The following is a 17,165-nucleotide window of genomic DNA, read 5'->3' as shown; positions in this document are numbered from 1 at the left end:
TGCGTCAAGGGTGTGCGACCGCCGGATAAGCGACCGACACGTAATACTCGTCATGCTTCGTAAACCGAGCCTGCCATTCCATTCGGTCGTTGACCAGGATAGACGCCTGGCCATTCGGTCCGTCCAATTGAACCCGCAGGGTGCGGGGGGAAATGCGAAATCCGGTCCGCATCGCCTTCAGGACGGCCTCCTTGATCGTCCAGACCAGGATGAGCCGGTCGTCGGGATCGGGGCCTTCGACGAGGCCGCGCTCCTCCGGATGAAGCAGGAAACGTGGCAGCCCCGGATGTCGAGGCTGAACGCGTTCGATATCGACTCCTACCGCGCCATGCCTGTGGACGGCCGCAACGGCATGATCGCCCGAATGGGCCACGGAAAGCCGCCAGGCCGAATCCGCCAGGTCTACCGCCCCGTCGCCGGCGACAACGAGGGGCACCCGGGCCGGGTCCGCGCCCAGATGCTCCGCCAGCAACTGCCGCAGCGCCAGCCGGCCCAGGGTGTATTGCCGGCGGCGCTTTTCCAGATGCAGGGTCTCCACGAGCGCCACTTCCTCGGGCGCGAGCAGGGGCATCATGACGACGTCCGCGGCCGGGTCATCCGTCAGCATCCGCAGATATAGGCCTTCAGGAAGCTCCATGTGCCATACGTTACGTAGATAGCCAAAAGGCGACGCAAGCGTCGCCTTTTGTATCCGGACAATCGCCTGTACAATCAGCGGGTCGCCGCAAACTTCCGGGCCACTTCATCCCAGCTGACGACCTGCCAGAATGCCGTGATGTAATCCGGCCGGCGGTTCTGATAATTGAGGTAGTAGGCATGCTCCCACACGTCCAGACCGAGAATCGGGCGATTGCCCTCCATCAACGGGCTGTCCTGATTGGCTGTGCTGTATACGTTTAACTTCCCGCTGGCATCCACCGCCAGCCACGCCCAGCCGCTGCCGAAGCGGGTCGCCGCCGCCTTGGCAAAGGTTTCCTTGAAAGCATCAAATGAGCCAAATGTGGACGCAATCGCCTCGCCGAGGGCTCCAGCAGGTGAACCGCCCCCTTTCGGGGATAAAATCGTCCAGAAGAGGCTATGGTTGGCATGGCCGCCCCCATTGTTGCGAACCGTGGTACGAATCGATTCCGGTACCTGGTCGATACCGCGCAGCAGAGCTTCGATCGACTTGCCCTGGAGGTCCGCATGTCCTTCCAGTGCGGTGTTCACGTTATTGATATAAGCCTGGTGATGCTTACCGTGATGGATCTGCATCGTGCGGGCATCAATGTGCGGTTCAAGCGCGTCGTGGGCGTAGGGAAGTTCGGGAAGCGTAAAAGCCATAAAAATCCTCGGTAGATGGTGGTTCATGTTAATCTACGTGAGGTTGGTACGACCAAGAATGGATCCTGTTCTGCCCGAAACCCATGCGAAAGGGCTGCCGGCCGCACAAAAAAAAAGCCCGCCGAAGCGGGCTTGATGGAACGGTTGCGATCAGACCGCAACGGCTGCTCCATTTTTCCGCGCCTCCGGGGACGCGACTACCCCTTCCGGCGCAGGCGTAACCGCCTTCGTAGCCCGACGCGCGGCAACTTTCTTGACGCGTACCTTCGCCGGCTTCGCGGTCGCAACCACCGGCGCGACGGGTGACGGAGCGGCCTTCTTCGGAGCCACAGCCTTCGGAGCCGCAGCCTTCGGAGCCGCAGCCTTCGGAGCGACAGCCTTCGGAACGACAGCCTTCTTCGGAGCGACAGCCTTCGGAGCGACAGCCTTCTTCGGAGCGGCAGCCTTCGGAGCCGCAGCCTTCTTCGGAGCCGCAGCCTTCTTCGGAGCGACAGCCTTCGGAGCGGCAGCCTTCTTCGGCGCGGTAGCCTTCGGAGCCGCAGCCTTCGGAGCCGCAGCCTTCGGAGCGACAGCCTTCTTCGGAGCGGCAGCCTTCTTCGGAGCGGCAGCCTTCTTCGGAGCGACAGCCTTCTTCGGAGCGACAGCCTTTGGAGCAGCCGGCTTCGATGTGGCCTTGACGGGCGCCGTGTACCGGCCGATCAACAGGGATTTGTTGCCCTTCTGCTCGCCGCCCATCGTCTTGCTCATCGCGTAGTAGCCCTTCGAGGGCACGAGGCCTTTCTCCCGAAATTTCTTCTGGATACTCGTGATCACGTTTTCGGGGAGCTCGAGTACTTCAAGGCTTTCGCCAGGGGTCAGTTCACGCGCCGCGGCAACGTAGCGATCGTATTTGCTGGCGCCCGTGACGGAGAACGTGCCATAGAGCTCCTGGGAGCGTTTCTTCGAAACCCGCTTGGGAGCAGGCAGTGCTTCAGGTTTAATCCGACTCATGGTATGCGTGATTTTGTTTTCAGGGTGTGGAACTGCCCTGAAGTATCGACAGCATACCGGATACTTAAATAGGAAGACCCTACAGGATCGTTTGCATCATGCGCTGGAGGTCGGCCGGGGCGAGTTTGCCCTGGCGGACGAGGTCGTTGAGGGCTTGCTCGACTGCGTCGACATCGGTGGCGCCGGCGCCTGGCTGGCGTACGTCCATCTCCTGCGTCGCGACGCGCTGGATGGCCTCTTCGAGGAAGCGGGAAACGTAGCCCGCGGCATCCGGCTTGCCGGAAAAATCAAGGATGAGTTGGATCGTGGCGCGACCCCGGTTGACGTCGAGCTCGAGCTTCTGACCGCCCATCAACTTCCGACGAGCACGGATGGCGATGAGGTCGGTATACAAGACCTCATGCGCCGGCTCGAGGTTCGAGTTTTGAAAAACGATGCGGTCGCCCGTAAACAACGCACCGTCTCCGCCCGTGCCCAGGAGGGTCGCATCGTATAACGCCACCACCTCCGTCTGACGGAGCTTCTTCCCGTAGTCCGCGAGCGCGTTTTTGAGCTTTTTCTCCGGGATATCCGGCGCCACGAACAACCCGACGGTCGGGTCGTGCGGGATCAGATCTCTTATCAATGCCTCCATACATCCCCTGTAGCTTCATTTATGGGCACCCCAGAGAGTACGGACGCGATGCTTCGTGCCCCCACGATTCTACGTGTCCGACCCGTCTAATGCGGGATGACCCATCCGCTGTAGAAAACGACCCAGATCAAGAAAAAGATCGGCACGAGCACGGGCACCGAGAACCGGGCGACATAAGCAAAAAACGACGGCGTGCGGACCCCGTTACCCTCGGCAATGGCTTTGACCATGAAATTGGGGGCGTTGCCGATGTACGTTAACGCACCAAAAAAGACGGCCGCCACCGAAATCGCCTGCAGGTAAAACCAGGAAAGTTCGTCGCTCAGATCCACCGCGGCAAAATGCCGGACATCCTCCTGGACATTCACATCGAGCCCGAACTTGCCCATCGCGGCGGAGACAAAATTCAAGTAGGTCGGCGCGTTATCGAGGATGCCGGACAGCGAACCCGTGCCCCAATAAAACACACTCACGCCCAACGAGTCCGCATTTTCCCTTGCGAAGCTGCTGATGAGCTGGAGCGCCGGCTGCATCGTCGCAAAAATACCCAGGAAGAGCCAGGCGACCTCCCGGATCGGCTCAAACGAGAAGTCGTTCTGCTTGAGACACTCCCGATCCGCGAAGCGGTATGCCAGGAACGCGACGCCAAACATCAGGATCTCGCGAATACCGATGGGGATATGAAAGGCGGTGTGGAGATTGGGTACAAACGGCAACACGTTGGGGTCGACAAACACCAGCAAGATGATGATCGCTACCCACACGAAACTCCACTTCCCGCGGATGCTGACGGTAGGCTTCGTGGGATCGGGTTCGGGGCCGGCCGCTTTATTGCGTTTGTCCATCACGTAAAACACAGCCAGCACCATGACCATCGTGGGGAGCCAGATATACCAGACATGCGTCAACGTCCAGAAAAACGGCACCCCGCGTAGGAAGCCCAGGAACAGCGGCGGGTCCCCGATGGGCGTCAGCGCCCCGCCGATATTGGCGACGATGAAGATAAAAAAGACGATGTGATAGGCCTGGATGCGGCCGGCATTCAGCCGCATGAAGCTTCGGATGAACAACATGGCCGACCCCGTCGTGGCGATAAAATTCGCGACGACCGCCCCGACAAACAGCAAAATGACGTTGTTCCGCGGGGTACAACGCGCATTGATATTGAGGAAGATGCCGCTGGCCGCTATGAACAGCGACGATACCAGCGCGATAAACGAGAAATACTCGGAGATCGCGTGCATCAATGGCGTCACATTGGCGGTCATGATATAATACCCGCCGACCAGTACCCCGAATGCTATCGAATACCGCGGGTAGTTGTGGTGCCAGTGGTGCGCGTAGAAAATCGGGCCTGTCGCGATCATGATCAGCAACAGCACAAACGGGATGATGAGCCACTGCGGTGGGTCCTCGCCGGCGGCGGGTGCCATGGGGATGATCGCCACAGGCTCGCCGGCAATCGCTGGCACTTCGGCCACCTCCCGGACAGCAATCGCCCCCTCGCCGGCCTCCGATTGCGCGCTGGCCGGAATCGCGGAAGCCAGAATCATGGACAGAAGGAGCAGGCAGGCAAGCGAAAGCCCGCCCCCTTTAAACCAACTCGAACCAAACAAACGATGCATACGCACAGGGTAGCCCCGCGGGGAATGGTTGGGGAGAGACATCATGGTGGCGCCCGGTCGGGAATATATACGCTGGATTTAATAGATGCATAGCGTCGCCGTAGAAAGCGCTTGTATCTCGTGTTAAATCCAGGCAAAAGTTCGCCGCCTCCACCCTGGCTCACCGCCCCACTTCCCGTTAACCGGCTTCCGCCGCCTCCACCGTCTGCGCCATAAGCATGGCGATCGTCATCGGACCCACGCCGCCCGGTACGGGCGTATACGCGGCGCATCGGTCGATCACCGCGCCGAGCTCGATATCGCCCACCGGTCCCGGGTTGTAACCGGCATCCACAACCACGGCCCCGTCCTTGATCCACACGCCCCGAATGAACTCGGGCCGGCCGACCGCGCCCACCACAATGTCCGCCTGAAGAACGAGATCAGCCAACCCGCGCGTGCGCGAGTGACAGATGGTCACTGTGGCGTTGGCATTCAGCAGCATGAGGGCCAGCGGTTTGCCGAGGATCGGGCTGCGCCCCACCACCACGGCGTGCTGGCCTTCGATCGGGATCTGGTAATGGGTGAGCAACCGCATGATGCCCGCCGGCGTGGCCGAGCCAAACGCGGGCTCGTTCATCGCCATGAGACCGAAGCCATGCGTGGTGACCCCATCGACATCCTTACCTATGGCGATCCGATCGAAACACGCCCGTTCATCGATCTGGGACGGCACGGGATGTTGGAGTAGGATGCCGTGTACGTTCGGGTCCGCGTTGAGGCGATCGATTTCCGCCAACAACTGCGCCGTGGTGGTCGTCTCCGGCAGCAGCACCCGTTCGGATGCCATGCCGATCCGGTCGCACGCGTTGCCTTTCATCCGCACATACGTCGCCGACGCCGGGTCGTCCCCGACGAGGATGGTGGCCAGCACCGGCTTCCGACCCGCCCGCTGCGTGATTCGTTCAACCCGCGCCGCCAGCTCGGCCTCCATCTGCCGCGCCAGCGCCTTCCCGTCGAGCACTATTCCCGAAAGTGTGTTCAAGGTCCGATGGTTAATGTTTACCGTGGAATGTGTCATTATGCGTACGAATCACGCCGGCGCCAGCGTTCGAAAGCCGGCGATGGCGGCGAGGACGCGGTCGGCGAAGCGCTCGGGGGATTCCTGGATCGACCAGGGCTCCTGGCGAGTCGTGCCCTGGTGTGTGAAGAGCCAGTGGACGAGCAGGCGAACTTCCTCGATCTCGGGTTTAAAATAGGTGTCCTGCCGCACCGCTTCCGCACCGAAGATGCGGTCGATGAACGATCGCACCCGCTCGGCATCCGCGCCCGAGGGCTCGATAGGGCAGATGAGCGAGCCGGCGAGCCGGCCGTACCGGATCGCGAGCACGAGGCGGTTATCGGCGCCCGGCTCATCGGACAGGACGATGGCGTGATGTTCCAGAACCGGCGCCGCGATGCAGCGCTGACGTTCCAGCAGCCGCTTGACCAGCTCGAGCAGATCCCGGAAGGCGGCCGCCTCTTCGAACTGCATCTCGGCGGCGGCGCGTCGCATCGCTTCTTCCAGATGAGGAACGATAGAGGTATCCTGACCGGCCAGAAAGGCGCGGACGTGCCCGATCTGGATGCGATAATCCATCGCGTCCACCAATCCCTCACACGGCGCCTGACAACGGCCAATCTCCGCGTAGAGGCACGAGTGGCCGGCATCGAACTTGGTGTCGCTGCACGGCCGAACCAGGTACCAGCGCTCGATCAACTCGACGATCATCTCCGCCTCGCGCCGGCTGGCAAGAGGGCCGAAATACGTGGCCCCATCGTCTACCAGAATCGGGCTGATCGTGATACGCGGAAAGGGAGTGCGTTCGTCCAGCCGCAAGAACTGGCGATGTTTATAGCGCAACTGGGCCTGATTAAACCGGGGCGTCAGCTTCTTGATCTGGCGGGACTCCAGCATCAGGGCTTCGAGTTCGGAGGTCGTTTCGTCCCACACGATCTCCTGGATCGTGTCGATCATCGTCCGCAGCCGGGCGTTGTGGGCTTCGATGGATGTGAAGTAGCTCCGCACTCTGGATTGCAAACTCTTCGCTTTGCCCACGTAGACAATCCGCCCCTGGCCATCTTTCAGATAATACACGCCCGGGCGATCCGGCAGGGCGCGGAGGGTCTCGGAGAGCGCCGAGCGGGGCCCTTTCATCTCGGCAGGCCGGCCATAGGTGCGATACTGAAACCCGAGCAGTTCGTCGAGCGAGGTGATGCCATATTCGTAGGCCACCCGGCGTAGAAAGCGAATCAGCACCTCCGCCGTAGCCTGGGCGTCTCCGAGGGCGCGATGCCGGCCATCCACCCCGATATTATAAAAAGCCGCCAGCCCGCTGAGGCCCTTCGACCGTAGGCCCCGCAACATCCGTCGCGCCAACCGGAGGGTGCAGAGCGTAGGCGACTCTAGTTGGGGTTTCCCGATCCGGCGCAACTCGGCGTTGATAAAACCAAGATCGAACGACAGGTTATGCGCGACCAGCACCCCATCTCCCAGGAATTCCAGGTACGAAGGCAACACGGTGGCGGCGTTGGGCTGGTCGAACACCATCCCGGTCGTGATGCCGGTTAGCTGCGTGATGCGCGACGGGATGGAGCGGCCCGGGTTGATCAGCCGGCTGAAACGATCCACGATCTGGCCGTCGACCACCCTGACCGCGGCGATCTCGATGATCCTGCCGTCGTCGGCCTGATGCCCGGTGGTTTCGGTATCGGTAACAATAAAGGGGATGCCCGAGAACGACATGCCAGTTGATTCCGTAATACCGGTATACCGGTGGAGAAGGAAAACGCGGATCGCGATGGTTGCTGCTGACGCACCGGAGCAGCCGTACGGCTCCGGGGGAAAGATAAGCCCGAGGGCGCTTCCTGTTCCATCCCTTCGCGCGGCACCGTTGAACCCGGGAATGCCGGCGAAGTCGGGCCGCGCGGGAACTGGAATAAGGGAATGATTATACAACCGACCACACCCCCCAAACCCCCCCTCTTATCATGGGCCAGCAACAGCTCCTTCTGCTCGTCCTGAGCCTCATACTCGTCGTTGCAGCCGTTGTGGCCGGCCTGTTCATGTTTGACGAAAACATGCGCAAAACAAACGCCGATGCCCTGGTCTCGGATGCCATTAATGTGGCCAATCAAGCGCAAGCGTGGAAGATCCGGCCGGCGGCCTTCGGCGGCCAGCCGGGGGAATCCAGAAACAACCCGACCGACTTTACTGGCTTCTCCTTCCAGTCCGTCGCCCTCAATGATCCCCACGTTACGCTCCACGGTTCCTTCAGCTACCGTTCGGACGAGCGTGGCCTGGTCATCATCGGATCCAACGAGAAACTGGGCACCCGAGTCACGCTGACGGTGAGTGGCATCACGGATCGGGACATCATCGCGGTGGTTTCCTCCACCGACGAGACCGCCGCCGTGGCGGAGTCGTACGCCGAATAACGGCCAGCGCGTTATCCGAGGCGCGCCATGACCTCCGCCTCGTAAAGCCCCCGCAACTGCCCGCCCATGCCGGCCAGGCGTCGTACGTCGATGACGGCCGCATGGCCTTCGTCCATCGGCACGGACGCCCCCGTCAACGCGTACACGACCGCCGAAACGTCCGGTTGGTGGTGCACGGTCATCAACGTCGCCGGCGTGTCGATCCCCTCGAGCAGCGCCGCATATACCTCGATGTCCGCACCGGGCCGCAAGCCCTCGACGACAAGCGGCGCGATCCCGAAAGCCGCGGCCAGGAGATCGGCCGTCTCCCGGGCCCGGCGGTATGGGCTACACGCGAGCACATCCGGTTTGAGTCCAGCCCGCAACATGGCGATACCCTGGCTCTGAAGCCATTCGACACCACGCGGCGTGAGGGCGCGTTCATGATCGGGCCGGCCTTGTATCGGAGATTCCGCGCGGCCGTGGCGCATGACGATCAACTTCATGGGTACCTACTCATTTTTTTCTATAAATATTGGCACAACGGCCCGGGGTATTTGATCCGGCAAACAGTAGAATGGCCACGACTCAAGCGCGATCGCCCGGCCAATTCCCGTCGATCTGCTGCTGAAAAAGCGCTTTGTCTTCCGGCGCGCCCGGCTCCCCGGTACATCCATCCCAACAACGACCATGAAAATTACCGTGATAGGCGCAGGCAACGTAGGCGCCACCGCCGCTGACTGCGTTGCCCGCAAGGATATGGTAGATGAAGTTGTCCTCATCGACATCGTCGAGGGCCTCCCGCAGGGCAAAGCGCTTGACATCCAGCAGTCCGCTCCGATCCACCTGTTCGACACGCGGGTGATCGGGACAAACGATTACCGGGACACCGCCGGCACCGACATCGCCATCGTCACCGCCGGCTCGCCTCGCAAACCGGGGATGAGCCGCGACGACCTCCTCGCGATCAACGCCCGGATCGTGCGTTCGGTCACCGAGCAGCTCGCCGCGCACAGCCCGAACGCGATCCTGATCGTCGTTTCGAACCCGCTCGACGTGATGACCTACGTCGCCTACAAAAAGAGCGGCTACGCGAGCGACCGTGTCATCGGCATGGCCGGCGTATTGGATACGGCCCGTTATCGCGCCTTTATCGCCGCCGAGCTCGGCTGCTCCGTACGCGATATCCAGGCGCTCCTCATGGGCGGCCATGGCGACACCATGGTGCCGTTGCCGCGGTTTACGACCGTCGCCGGCATCCCGCTTCCCGAACTCCTGGCGCCCGAAAAAATCGACGCCATCGTCGAGCGCACAAAGTTCGGCGGCGGCGAACTCGTCAAGCTGATGGGCACGTCCGCCTGGTATGCACCGGGCGCCGCGGCCGCCGAAATGGCGGAGGCGATCGTGAAGGATTCCGGCCGTGTATTACCCTGCGCCGCGATGGTGAATGGCGAATACGGGTTGAAGGATCTGTTTATCGGCGTCCCGGTTCGCCTCGGCGCCGGCGGGGTGCAGCAGGTGATCGAAGTGCCTCTGAGCGCCGCCGAACAGCACATGCTCAACGCTTCCGCCGAAAACGTGCGCACGAACATCGAAGCCCTCGAACGACTCGACGCGCAGGCGTGAATCGATTGCAGGTTGGAAGCGTACCGATTCTTCGGGGAGCGGGCGGACGAAGAGCCGCCTGCTCCCCTCCACATGCTGCCAACAGCCTGCTGAACGAAATGTACCGCATCCCGGTCTACGCCCCGAACATCTCGAAGGAACGGCTGGGCGAGCTGGTGCAGGCGCAATTGGCCGACGTGATACCGGGTTTGACGGTGGCTCGGCCGGCCCGGCCTGTCGCCTTTCGGGCGCCGGAACTCGACGTCATTGTGCCGTCGGATCGTCTCGAACACCTCCTGCCGGTGTTCGGCGTGCTGCTGGCTGTCGGTCGTGGCCTGGGCGCGTCGCAGTTCCAGATCAAACACTCGGGTTTCGAGATGCGCCCGCGCAGCACCGCCGTGGCGGCCGATGAACTGGAGCGGTTGCTGATCGCCTGTCTTGGATTCGTCCTGGAACAGGTAGAGATGTACTAGATAGGTCCGGTATTAAAAATCCGTGAAAGCACGTAGAGCAGGAAAGGAATCGGTAAGATACGGCGTTATAGCCGCCGATACGTTGGAGACGGTATGCAAGCTGCACAACACGGGGTATCAGACACGTCTTACCGGCGGTAAATACCCCGAAAACAGGCCTTTATGAACAATAGCGTTATCAAGCTCAAGCGAGGATACGACATTAATCTGCGCGGGAAAGCGGAAAAAACGTTCCTCGATATTGCGCAGCCGAAGCTTTTTGCCCTCCAGCCGCGCGACATCCTCGGGATTTCTCCGATGCCCAAGCTGCACGTGAAAGAGGGCGACGAGGTAAAGGCAGGGCAGCCGATCTACTTTGACAAGCCCTCGCCGACCGTGCAATACTGCGCACCCATGAGCGGCGAGATCGTCGAAGTGCGTCGCGGTCAGAAACGCGCCATCGAAGCGGTGGTGATTCTGGCGGATTCGAAGGTCGAGTTCTACGACCATGGCCGTCTGTCTGACAGAGCGACGCGTGAAGAAATTGTCCAGTATCTGGTCAAGTCGGGCGCGTGGGTGCTGATGCGCCAGCGCCCGTTTAACGTTGTGCCGGAGCCTGATGTCGTCCCCCGGGACATTTTTATCTCCTGCTTCGACACCTCGCCGCTGGCGCCCGATTACGGGATGCTGATGCAGGGCAAAGAATCGGCTTTTCAGCAGGGCCTTCGCGTGCTGGGCAAGCTGACGAGCGGCCGGGTGCACCTGGGCCTCCCGCCTACGGGTCCCGAAGTGTTTACCCGGGCCGAAGGCGTGGTGAAACACACCTTCTCCGGACCCCACCCCGCCGGCAACGTCGGCGTGCACATCCACCACGTCGCTCCGATCCGTAAAGGCGACGTCGTGTGGGTGGTGAAGCCGCAGGATGTGGCCATCATCGGCCGGCTGGCGACGGATGGCATTTTCGATGCGCAGCGGACCGTCGCCGTGGTGGGGGACGAGTTGACGAAGACGGGCTATTTCAAGACGCGTATCGGCGCGGCCCTCAAGCCGATGCTCGAAGGCCGCCTTAAAAACGACCACGTGCGCGTCATCTCCGGTAATCCCCTCACCGGCACCCGCACCGCAAAGGACGGCTTCCTGGGCCTTTTCGACGATCAGCTTACGATCATCGAAGAGGGCGACCGCCCCGAATTTCTCGGCTGGCTGTTCCCATCCTACCCCCGGCCGTCCCTCTCTCGTACCTTTTTGTCGTACCTGACCCCGAACAAGGAATTCCACGTCAACACGAACAATCACGGCGAACTGCGCGCCTACGTGATGACCGGGGAATACGAGGCCGTGGTGCCCATGGACATCTACCCGCAGCATCTCATCAAGTCGATTCTCTATCGGGATTTCGACCAGATGGAAGGGTTGGGTATCTACGAAGTGGTCGAGGAAGATCTGGCGTTGTGCGAGTTTGTGTGCACGTCCAAACAACCTGTCCAGAACATTTTGCGTGAAGGCCTCGACGCCATGCGCGTCGAAGGATAACGCAACCACGTGACGACGTCGAAGGAGACGCGCTTATGAAACTGTTTGAAAACCTCCTCGGAAAGGTAAAACCGCATTTCGCGAAAGGAGGAAAGTTAGAAAAGTACTATTACGGCTTCGATGCGCTGGAGACCTTTCTCTTTGTGCCGGGCCATGCCAGCGATCCGGGCGGGACGCACATTAAGGACGGCATCGACCTCAAGCGGACGATGTTCACCGTCGTGATCGCGATGGTGCCATGCCTCCTGTTCGGTATCTGGAATGTCGGGCACCAGCACTTCCTGGCTCTGGGCGAGTTTATTGGCGCCGGCGAAGGGTTCATGGATAAGATACTGTATGGCGCGATCAAGGTGTTGCCCATCGTGATCGTGTCCTACGGCGTCGGTCTGGGGATCGAGTTCGGGATCGCTATCGCCAAAAAGCATCCGGTCAACGAGGGCTTCCTCGTCTCGGGTATGCTGATCCCGCTGGTGATGCCTCCCACGATCCCGCTCTGGATGGTCGCCCTCGCCACGGCGTTCGCCGTCTTGCTGGGTAAGGAGGCGTTTGGCGGTACCGGGATGAACATACTCAACGTGGCGCTGACGGCGCGCGTGTTCCTCTTTTTCGCCTACCCGATCTACATGTCGGGCGACGCGGTATGGATAGCCGGCGACCCCGCCCTGTTCGTCGACGGGTTCTCGGGCGCCACGCCGCTGGGGGTCGCGTACCTGGACGGCATGGCCGGCCTTGCCTCGATGCAACACGTCAGCTACGATTTATCGAGTCTCATCCTCGGCACCATTCCAGGGTCGATCGGCGAGACCTCGTTTATCGCCATTGGCATCGGAGCGGTGATCCTGCTCGTTACGGGCATCGCCAGCTGGCGGATCATGGCGAGCATGATGGCCGGAGCGTATGTGACGGCCGTCGTTTTTGCGGTGACGGGTATCGATCCGTTTCTGGGCGTACCGCCGCACTACCACCTGTTCATGGGCAGCCTGCTATTCGCGGCCGTTTTTATGGCTACGGACCCGGTGACGGCCGCCCAGACCACCCGAGGGAAGTTTATCTATGGCTTCTTGATCGGGATCTTCGGCATGATCATTCGCGTGCTTAACCCCGCCTACCCCGAAGGCTGGATGCTCGCGATTCTGCTGATGAATGTGTTTGCCCCGACCATCGACCACCTCGTCGTTCAGAGCAACATTAAACGGAGACTCAGCCGTGCACTCAAATAAATACACGTTTCTTTATGCGCTGGGCGTTACGGCTGTCGTGGCCGTCGTCCTCGCCATAGCCGCCGCCGGCCTCCGCCCGCTCCAGGATGCGAACGAGGCCCAGGCCAAACGCATCGCGATCCTGCAGAGCGTGATCGATGTAAATCCGGAGACGGCGGAAGCCGACTACAAGCAATACATCGAGGAGGTGGTCGTAAATGCCGCCGGCGAGATCGTGCCGGGTGCGGTCGCGTTTGACCTCGACACCAAAAAGGAGTCAAAGAAAGCGCCCGAGGAGCGGTTGCTCCCGCTTTTCATCTATAAAGGCGAACAGCGGACAAACTACATCGTCCCAATGCAGGGCAACGGGCTCTGGGGGCCGATCAGTGCGTTCCTCGCGCTTGAGGAGGACCTGAATACAGTGTATGGCGTCGTGTTCAACCACGAGAAGGAGACGCCGGGCCTGGGCGCCGAGATCAACACCAACCTGTTCGAGGACCGGTACGACGGCAAGCAGCTGTTTGATGAAAGCGGCGACTTTCAGTCGATCTCCGTCCTGAAGGGCTCCGGCCACAACACATCGAACCGCCCCCATTACGTGGATGGCCTCTCAGGCGCCACGATGACGATCAATGGCGTAACGCGCATGTTCGCGAATGAACTGAAGTTCTACGCGCCTTATTTCAACAAAACCAGATCGTAAGGTACTACGTCTATGAGTACGGAAACTGCCGCCGTCGCAACGGGGGTCAAGCTCACAGAGCCGCAAGAGGCGTTGTTCTCGAAGAAGAACCGCCGGCTGCTGACCGACCCATTCAACGACACCAACCCGATTACGGTGCAAGTACTGGGCGTCTGCTCGGCCCTGGCTGTCACGACTCAGATGAAAGCGGCGTTCGTCATGGCCCTCTCGGTGATGGTCGTGGTCGGTCTATCCAACCTGACGATATCCCTCATCCGCAACTCGATCCCTTCGCGCATCCGCATGATCGTGCAGCTGACGGTCATCGCGGCGCTGGTGGTGCTGGTCGACCAGGTCCTCAAGGCATTTGTGTACGACGTAAGCCGGCAGCTGTCGGTCTACATCGGCCTCATCATTACGAACTGCATCGTGATGGGCCGCCTCGAAGCCTTTGCGATGGCGAACCGCCCGTGGCCGTCGTTCCTGGACGGGCTGGGCAACGGCGCCGGCTACGGCGTCATCCTGCTGGTGGTGGCCTTCTTCCGGGAATTGTTCGGCTCGGGCACCCTGTTCGGCTTCAACGTGATTCCGCAGGCCGCCTACGACATGGGTTATGTTAATAACGGCGTGATGCTCACCTCCGCCGCCGCGATGTTTATCATCGGCATCATCATCTGGATTCAGCGCTCCGTCAACGCGAAGCTCGTCGACGTATCCTGACCCTGAAGCTCGGTAGCAGACCGTAAATCGTTATGGAACTGGTCAACATCTTTATCAAGTCCGCCTTTATCGAGAACATGATCCTCGCCTACTTCCTGGGGATGTGCTCGTTTCTGGCGGTTTCGAAGACAGTAAAAACAGCGTTTGGCCTCGGGCTCGCGGTCATCTTCGTGCTGGGCATCACGACGCCGATGAACTGGCTGGTGGATACCTACCTGCTCAAGGAAGGGGCCCTGGCGGGCATTTCGCCGGCGTTTGCCGATGTCGACCTCTCTTTCCTCCAGTTCATCGTGTTCATCGCGGTGATTGCGTCGATCGTGCAGCTGGTAGAAATCATCGTCGAGCGCTTCTTCCCGGCGCTGTATAACTCGCTCGGCATCTTCCTCCCGCTGATCACCGTGAACTGCTCGATCCTGGGCGGCGCGTTGTTCATGGTGGAACGTGAGTACTCGTTCACCGAATCGTCCGTCTTCGGCGTCGGAGCCGGGTTCGGCTTTTTCCTGGCTATCGTGGCGATCGCTTCGATCCGGGAACGCCTGCGGTATGCGCACATCCCGGCTCCGCTCCGCGGGCTGGGCATCGCGTTTATCATTACCGGGCTGATGGGCATCGCGTTCATGAGCTTTGCCGGTATCCAACTGTAACGGCATCCAACTGTAACGGCATCCAACTGTAAGCGGATAGACCTCTCAGATACATGGAACTCCTCAACATCCTCCCGGTCGCCATCGCCAGCCTCGCTGCGTTTGTCACCGTGATCCTGGTGCTGGTCGGCCTGTTGATCCTCGCCAAAGAAAAGTTGATGCCCTCCGGGGACGTCAAAGTCATCATCAATGGCGACGAAGACCACGCACTCACGGTCCAGCCAGGCTCCTCGCTCCTCTCGGTCCTGGCCGAGAAGACCATCTTCCTGCCCTCGGCGTGTGGCGGCGGCGGTACCTGCGCCATGTGCCGGTGCCAGGTGCTCGAAGGCGGCGGCGATGTGCTGCCGACCGAGATGAACCACCTGAGTCGCAAAGAGGCGAAGGAAAACTGGCGCCTCGCATGCCAGGTAAAGGTGAAGCAGGATATGAAGATCCGGGTGCCGGATGAGATCTTCGGCATCAAGAAGTGGGAATGCACGGTTGTCAGCAACGACAACGTAGCCACCTTCATCAAGGAGTTCGTCGTGCAGCTGCCCGAGGGCGAAAAGCTCCACTTTGAGTCCGGAGGCTACATCCAGATCGACGTCCCCCCCATCGAGATCAACTTCAAGGACATGATTGTCCAGGAGCGGTTTCGGGAAGACTGGGACAAGTTCAAGCTCTGGGACTTGAAGATGAAAAACGATGAGCCCATCTTCCGCGCCTACTCGATGGCCAACCATCCGGCGGAGGGCAACATCATCATGCTCAACATCCGTATCGCCACGCCGCCGTTCGACCGCGCGAAAAACGGGTGGATGGACGTCAATCCGGGCATCTGCTCGTCGTTCGTATTCTCCCGTAATCCGGGCGACAAGGTGACGATCTCTGGACCCTACGGCGAGTTCTTTATCAAGGAGACGAAGAGAGAAATGGTGTATATCGGCGGCGGCGCCGGCATGGCCCCGCTTCGCTCGCACGTGTTCCACCTGTTCCATACCCTCAAGTCCGACCGCACGGTGTCGTACTGGTACGGCGGCCGCTCCACGCGGGAGCTGTTTTATACGGAGCAATTCCAGGAGATCGAGAAGCAATTTCCGAACTTCTCCTACCACATCGCGCTGTCCGAGCCATTGCCGTCGGATAACTGGACTGGGCCCGTCGGCTTTATCCACCAGGTGGTGCTAAACGAGTACCTGAGTAAGCACCCGGAGCCGGAGGAGATCGAGTATTACCTGTGCGGCCCGCCACTGATGCTGAAGGCGGTCATGAAGATGCTCGAAGACCTTGGCGTCCCCGATAGCAACATCGCATTCGACGACTTCGGGTGATCGGTCGCCCACCTCCCAAGCATACAGAGAAGGGTCGGCGCTGCCGGCCCTTCTTTTTTATATTTGGACTTCCTCCCACCGGTAGACGCGCCGCTTCATCATGCGTAAACAGCTCATCCTGGGCTCCTTCCTGCTCTCCCTGGCTCTTCTAAGCTGGCTCTTCTGGCCGACCCTGCCTCCCGCTCCCCCTCTGATCGAACTCACCGGTCGCACGATGGGGACGACGTACGCCATCCGATACGCCGGCCCCGCCGGCCGGCAAGCCCGCGACCAGGCCGGCGTGGATTCGGTGTTGCTGTCCGTCAATCAGTCGCTTTCGACCTACATCCCCACTTCGACGATCTCCCGCATCAATGCCTCGACGGATGTTGGCGTCCCGCTTCCCATCGACGTGCATTTCAGGACCGTCTACCTCGCCTCAACGGCCGTCTACCAGGACACCGACGGCGCCTTTAATCCGGCCGTCGGGCCGCTCGTCGAGGCCTGGGGCTTCGGTCCGGAGCGCCGGCAGACCATGTCGCAAGCGCGCGTCGATTCGCTGCGCGCGCTGGTCCGTTTCGAGGCCTTCCAACTCACGGCCGACTCGCTCCATCTGACCAAGTCCGTCGCCGGCGCCCATCTCGATTTCAGCGCCATCGCCAAGGGATATGGCGTGGATGAGGTGGGGCGGTACTTGAAGGCTTCTGGCATCGAGGCCTATTTCGTGGAGATCGGAGGCGAAGTGGTCGTGCGGGGGGCACATCCGGCCGGCCGGCCCTGGCGCGTAGGGATCGACCGACCCATCGAGGATGCCGTGGAGCGCCAGTTGCAGGCGGTGATCGAACTGGAGCGCGGCGGACTCGCTACCTCGGGAAACTATCGCAACTTCTATTGGCTCGACGGTCAGAAATTCGCCCACACGATCGACCCTGCCACGGGGTACCCCGCGCGGAACAGCCTGCTGAGCGTGTCCATACTGGCCGCCGACTGCATGACGGCGGATGCCTATGCCACGGCCGCGATGGTGATGGGCG

Annotated in this window: 18 protein-coding genes; 10 read left to right on the top strand and 8 right to left on the bottom strand. The window is 60.9% G+C overall.

Annotated elements, in window-relative coordinates; translation table 11 throughout:
- Nucleotides 1-4: 4 nt before the first annotated feature.
- The 7 genes from SH809_01195 to SH809_01165 form a co-directional block, all read right to left on the bottom strand.
- Nucleotides 5-637, bottom strand: coding sequence for a 4'-phosphopantetheinyl transferase superfamily protein (locus tag SH809_01195; protein MDZ4698293.1), 633 nt, complete (start codon nucleotides 635-637; stop codon nucleotides 5-7).
- Nucleotides 638-711: 74 nt separating this feature from the next.
- Entirely contained in the window at nucleotides 712-1,323 is a 612-nt protein-coding gene (locus SH809_01190; protein MDZ4698292.1) for a superoxide dismutase, read from the bottom strand.
- A gap of 150 nt (nucleotides 1,324-1,473) precedes the next feature.
- Complete coding sequence (locus SH809_01185; GenBank protein MDZ4698291.1) at nucleotides 1,474-2,313, bottom strand: hypothetical protein; 840 nt, start codon at nucleotides 2,311-2,313, stop codon at nucleotides 1,474-1,476.
- A gap of 79 nt (nucleotides 2,314-2,392) precedes the next feature.
- A complete protein-coding gene (locus SH809_01180; GenBank protein MDZ4698290.1) occupies nucleotides 2,393-2,947 on the bottom strand; it encodes a hypothetical protein in 555 nt (184 codons plus the stop codon).
- Between the two features lie 86 nt (nucleotides 2,948-3,033).
- A complete protein-coding gene (locus SH809_01175; GenBank protein ID MDZ4698289.1) occupies nucleotides 3,034-4,500 on the bottom strand; it encodes a sodium:proton antiporter in 1,467 nt (488 codons plus the stop codon).
- 250 nt (nucleotides 4,501-4,750) lie between these two features.
- The gene (gene folD, locus SH809_01170) at nucleotides 4,751-5,596 is read right to left on the bottom strand and encodes a bifunctional methylenetetrahydrofolate dehydrogenase/methenyltetrahydrofolate cyclohydrolase FolD (GenBank protein MDZ4698288.1); all 846 of its coding nucleotides are present in this window, start codon (nucleotides 5,594-5,596) and stop codon (nucleotides 4,751-4,753) included.
- A 48-nt stretch (nucleotides 5,597-5,644) separates the two neighbouring features.
- On the bottom strand, nucleotides 5,645-7,336 hold the full coding sequence (locus tag SH809_01165) for a DEDD exonuclease domain-containing protein (GenBank protein ID MDZ4698287.1): 1,692 nt from the start codon (nucleotides 7,334-7,336) through the stop codon (nucleotides 5,645-5,647).
- 245 nt (nucleotides 7,337-7,581) lie between these two features.
- Between SH809_01165 and SH809_01160 the strand changes: the two genes are divergently transcribed.
- Nucleotides 7,582-8,028, top strand: a complete 447-nt coding sequence (locus SH809_01160; protein ID MDZ4698286.1) for a hypothetical protein — start codon at nucleotides 7,582-7,584, stop codon at nucleotides 8,026-8,028.
- Between the two features lie 11 nt (nucleotides 8,029-8,039).
- On the opposite strand, the gene SH809_01155 is transcribed toward SH809_01160, so the two are convergent.
- Entirely contained in the window at nucleotides 8,040-8,513 is a 474-nt protein-coding gene (locus SH809_01155; GenBank protein ID MDZ4698285.1) for a histidine phosphatase family protein, read from the bottom strand.
- A gap of 184 nt (nucleotides 8,514-8,697) precedes the next feature.
- Here SH809_01155 and mdh point away from each other — a divergent pair, with 184 nt between their 5' ends.
- The 9 genes from mdh to SH809_01110 form a co-directional block, all read left to right on the top strand.
- Nucleotides 8,698-9,633: a malate dehydrogenase gene (mdh, locus tag SH809_01150; protein ID MDZ4698284.1), complete on the top strand. Its 936-nt coding sequence runs from the start codon at nucleotides 8,698-8,700 to the stop codon at nucleotides 9,631-9,633.
- A gap of 98 nt (nucleotides 9,634-9,731) precedes the next feature.
- Nucleotides 9,732-10,085 (top strand): hypothetical protein, encoded by a 354-nt coding sequence (locus tag SH809_01145; GenBank protein ID MDZ4698283.1) that lies wholly within the window; start codon nucleotides 9,732-9,734, stop codon nucleotides 10,083-10,085.
- 162 nt (nucleotides 10,086-10,247) lie between these two features.
- On the top strand, nucleotides 10,248-11,597 hold the full coding sequence (locus SH809_01140) for a Na(+)-translocating NADH-quinone reductase subunit A (protein ID MDZ4698282.1): 1,350 nt from the start codon (nucleotides 10,248-10,250) through the stop codon (nucleotides 11,595-11,597).
- 35 nt (nucleotides 11,598-11,632) lie between these two features.
- Nucleotides 11,633-12,817 carry an NADH:ubiquinone reductase (Na(+)-transporting) subunit B gene (locus SH809_01135; protein ID MDZ4698281.1) on the top strand — a complete coding sequence of 395 codons (1,185 nt, stop codon included), beginning with the start codon at nucleotides 11,633-11,635 and terminating at the stop codon, nucleotides 12,815-12,817.
- Entirely contained in the window at nucleotides 12,804-13,499 is a 696-nt protein-coding gene (gene nqrC, locus SH809_01130; GenBank protein MDZ4698280.1) for an NADH:ubiquinone reductase (Na(+)-transporting) subunit C, read from the top strand. The genes SH809_01135 and nqrC overlap by 14 nt, the downstream gene beginning before the upstream one ends.
- A gap of 12 nt (nucleotides 13,500-13,511) precedes the next feature.
- On the top strand, nucleotides 13,512-14,198 hold the full coding sequence (locus SH809_01125; protein ID MDZ4698279.1) for an NADH:ubiquinone reductase (Na(+)-transporting) subunit D: 687 nt from the start codon (nucleotides 13,512-13,514) through the stop codon (nucleotides 14,196-14,198).
- A gap of 32 nt (nucleotides 14,199-14,230) precedes the next feature.
- A complete protein-coding gene (gene nqrE, locus SH809_01120) occupies nucleotides 14,231-14,842 on the top strand; it encodes an NADH:ubiquinone reductase (Na(+)-transporting) subunit E (GenBank protein ID MDZ4698278.1) in 612 nt (203 codons plus the stop codon).
- Nucleotides 14,843-14,895: 53 nt separating this feature from the next.
- The gene (gene nqrF, locus SH809_01115; GenBank protein MDZ4698277.1) at nucleotides 14,896-16,152 is read left to right on the top strand and encodes an NADH:ubiquinone reductase (Na(+)-transporting) subunit F; all 1,257 of its coding nucleotides are present in this window, start codon (nucleotides 14,896-14,898) and stop codon (nucleotides 16,150-16,152) included.
- Nucleotides 16,153-16,252: 100 nt separating this feature from the next.
- The coding region (locus SH809_01110) for an FAD:protein FMN transferase (protein ID MDZ4698276.1) at nucleotides 16,253-17,165 on the top strand (913 nt) is incomplete at its 3' end.

Source organism: Rhodothermales bacterium (assembly GCA_034439735.1).
Taxonomy (GTDB): domain Bacteria; phylum Bacteroidota; class Rhodothermia; order Rhodothermales; family JAHQVL01; genus JAWKNW01.
Note: the sequence above shows the minus strand (reverse complement) of the source record. Positions and strands in the feature narration are given on the sequence as shown.